This is a genomic window from Collinsella aerofaciens, from assembly GCF_040915545.1.
In the GTDB taxonomy this organism is placed as follows: domain Bacteria; phylum Actinomycetota; class Coriobacteriia; order Coriobacteriales; family Coriobacteriaceae; genus Collinsella; species Collinsella aerofaciens_BE.
Map to the genome: position 1 here is coordinate 1 of NZ_JBCPDH010000056.1, position 3,699 is coordinate 3,699.

A 3,699-nucleotide genomic window follows, 5' to 3' on the forward strand; every position below is an offset into this window, starting at 1 on the left:
GGAGCGGACAACGGGGCTCGAACCCGCGACCCCAACCTTGGCAAGGTTGTGCTCTACCAACTGAGCCATGTCCGCTTGCGGGTTATTAATTTACGCGAGTTGTCCAAAAGACGCAAGTACTTTTTTCAAAAAACTTGCCTGCCGCATGTTCTTAGTAGCCAAACGCGCTAAAGCGATTGGCTAGGCACACGATTCCAGCGCTCCGCCAAACAGCTTCACCATCTGCACGCGCGTGCCGGCGCCGTCCGTACGACGAGCAACCTCCACGTTATCGACGAGCATACGCATAAGCTTGATACCACGGCCGCGTTCCTCAGATGCGACCGGCTCGCTCGTTTCATCGATAGAATAGCCGGCACCTCGATCAAGCACCTCAACCACAACGCGATCGCCATAGGCCTGAACCGTCAGGACGCACCCGATACCGCCCGCATGGTCATAGGCATTACCCAGCGCCTCCCCCGACGCCAATGCGACATCGTAGCGCTCGTCACGGCGCAACGGAAGCGATTCAAGGAGTTCGGCGATGCGATGTCGGTAGTATGGAAGATTCTCGATACCCTGACGGACCTCAACGCTCTTACTCCAGCGAGGCAGCTCCCCCACCGGAATGGCAGGAATTGACTCCCGTGCCGGCCCCGCGACATGAAGGATATCGACAAGACGAGCGATCTCCAAAAAGCGAACAACTTCACCTGATGCATTGACGAGCGAAAGCAGGCCTTCTCGCCTCATAAGCTCACGAGCGCGCGTAAGCAGGAATGCCAAGCCCGTAGAATCGATAAAGCTAACAGCCTGACAGTTGATGACGACACGACGCACGCCGCGGCCAATCAAAGCATCCAACCGCCGACGCAGCGCAGGCACCGTGGCGATGTCGATATCGCCTGGTGGCGTCAAAACCGCTATGTCATTCCACTCATTCATACGACCATGGTTCCCCAAAAAAGCCCACTCGATGCATTCGTTTCCCCAACCGTACGGATTCAGCCCGCCCAGCGTCGTCTATGAACGACCCCGTAAAAACTCAAGGGACACCAATGCAATGTCATCGTCCAGCGCCGATTCGGTAAATCGGTCAAGCTCGCCCAAGACCTTGCCGCAAATGCCCGATACGCCCTCACCCGAGACAGAGAGCAGAAGGTCGCGCAAGCGCTGCTCGCCAAAGAACGCTCCGGTGCGGTCGCGGGCCTCAATCGTTCCATCCGTATACATGAAGAGCATGTCGCCGGGGGCAAACGTAAACACGCCTGTCTCGTACACCATGCTCTCAAAGGCACCGATTACGCCCGATTGGCATCCAAGCAGCTCAACCTCTCCCCCACGGGCCTCGCCGCCACCCAGCGGCATCGACTCTGGCCTGATGACCATGGTCGGAGGATGGCCCGCCGAACAATACGTTGCGCGTCCGGCTTTAAGGTCAATCTTGGCGATAAAGGCCGTCACGAACGTCTCGACCCTCGAAAAGCCCATGAGCATGCTGTTAAGGGAGCGTGCCATGCGGGCCGGTCCAGCGCCCTCCCAGGCATATGCCGTCAGGGCCGTCTTGACGAGCGCGGACATCGATGCGGCCTCAATGCCTTTGCCAGACACATCACCCAGAATCATGACGGCACAGTCGTCGGGAAGACGAATGAGCGTATAGAAATCGCCTCCGACCAACGCCGAATTCGTGGCCGACAGGTACACCGAATCGGTTGCGATACCCGGAACATCCCCCAGGGAATTTCTCATGCCAATCTGAAGGGTCTGAGCGATATGGCGCTCTTCGCGCTTTTGAGACTCTCCCTCATAGATCAGTTCAAAGTCATGCGCCAAGTGCACCAAGTAGTCATATTCAAGGTCATCAATCGGCTCTTGGCTACCATCACGAAGCAGCAGCGCGCGCGTCGTCGGGCTCTTCGCAACAGAAGCAGGAACAATCGCGTCGTTACTGTGCTTGCCATCACCCTCAGAGCGCGGGCGACCCGCCTCGATGCCGGAGTCGACGTAGAGACCTTGACAAGGCAGACCATGCGCCCTAAGCCAGCCTCCCATAGGCATCGATTCGTCAACGCGAGTTATACGGACGTGTTTAAGGTCCTCGGCACTCGTGCCGCCCAAAACAGATGCCTCAAAGCCATCAGGGCCAGCCCCCAGACGTGCCGCCGGCGCCGTCGTGGAAAAGAAAAGCTTCTCGGGATCGTCCGGCAAGGCAACGCGACTGCCGCCTTCAAAATCTATGACGTAGGAGTCCAGACTGGCGTCATACTCAACAGGACAAAAATGGCAGTTGAGCATATTGCAGATCTCGGACGATACCGCCTGGGTAGCCGCGGCGGAATCGTCTAGAAAGGTAAACAACTCATCACGTAAGACATTGAGCGAGCGGCCAAGCTCGGCCGTGCGACGGGAGCGAAGGCTCGATGCCATGCCGACCAGCTGGATAGACAGGTAATCGCAAATGACCTCGAGTACATTAACGTCATAGGCGAGCGGTGCCTGGGGGCGTTTCCAACCAACTTCCAGCACGCCAAGGATCTGCGTACCGTAAAAAACGGGAAGACAGATCTCGCTGCGATACGGAGGCATATCCTGCACGCGCAATAGGTGCTTAGAACGATTGTCCAGGTCCATGAACATACCGGAGGCGGCCCTATCGCCCTCAAGGTCTTGTTGAATCGACAAGCGACAGGCACGTGACTCGCGAAGAACATACGTCGGAATGCCAGCGCCATACGGCAAGAACTCGGGCAGGTAGCTGTCGTACAGCTCCTTGGAAACACCGCGAAGCTTAAAACCGCCGCTCTCAGAAAAATAGATAGCGGCACCCGAAGCATCGAGCGTTCCTACAAGCTGGTTCAAAACGGTATCAAGCAGGCTGGGTAGCTCATCGGAGCCCACGGTACTCATAATGACCGAGAGCGTGCCAGAGAGGCGCTTGTTCGCCACTCTAAGCTCCGAAAGCGCACGCTTGAGTTGACGGTCGTGAGAATACTGTTCCTCGATACTGTGAAGTGCCACCAGGACACGTGGCGCGCGGCGCCCAAAGATGCGCGGAGGCGTTACGGAGCCCGCACGAACCAAGACGGGAATAAAAGAGCCGTCGCTCAACTTGAGCATAAGTTCGCTCTCGGAGCCATCAGTTTCAAATGGCAGACGATGTTCCGTCGCACGTTCAAAAGCGGACGAGTACAGGACGTCTTTAACATCTCCACCGATGACGTCGGCGCGTTCCTCGCACATCAAACCAAGTAAGCGATTATTCACATGCAGAATGGTTCCGTCGAGCTCGCAGATGATGACAGCATCGCTCGTGATCTCGACTAGTTGGGCAACGTCTGCCCACTCGTTGCGTTCAAGCGTTTCCATCGTGGACCCCACCGTCTATCGGTAACAAAAAAGCCTCCGAAGAGGCTTCTCAAATGCGATGGTGTCGGAGGCGGGACTTGAACCCGCATGACCAAAAAGCGGTCACTAGCACCTCAAGCTAGCGCGTCTGCCAATTCCGCCACTCCGACATACTATGTTGTTAATTCGCAGTTCGTTTTGTTCGACCCGCGCGTTCAACGAGGAAGATAATAACCTATGATTCGAGAACTGTGCAAGCACTTTTTTGAAAAAAGTTTTCTAATTTATGAATCCTTGATTATCAACTTCATCCGAACACTTCCCACATTCATCCGCACATGTGCGGATGAATGTGGGAACCCGATACCC

2 protein-coding genes and 2 tRNA genes are annotated in these 3,699 nt (G+C 56.1%); all 4 read right to left on the reverse strand.

The features are described 5' to 3' along the window. Positions 1–2 precede the first annotated feature (2 nt). Positions 3–75: transfer RNA gene (locus AB5202_RS09800), tRNA-Gly, on the reverse strand. Positions 76–180: 105 nt separating this feature from the next. Continuing rightward, a complete protein-coding gene (locus AB5202_RS09805) occupies positions 181–927 on the reverse strand; it encodes an anti-sigma factor antagonist (RefSeq protein ID WP_368144646.1) in 747 nt (248 codons plus the stop codon). A 78-nt stretch (positions 928–1,005) separates the two neighbouring features. Next, complete coding sequence (locus AB5202_RS09810; RefSeq protein WP_346981417.1) at positions 1,006–3,351, reverse strand: GAF domain-containing SpoIIE family protein phosphatase; 2,346 nt, start codon at positions 3,349–3,351, stop codon at positions 1,006–1,008. Between the two features lie 59 nt (positions 3,352–3,410). Beyond that, positions 3,411–3,500, reverse strand: a tRNA-Leu gene (locus tag AB5202_RS09815). Positions 3,501–3,699: the final 199 nt, after the last annotated feature.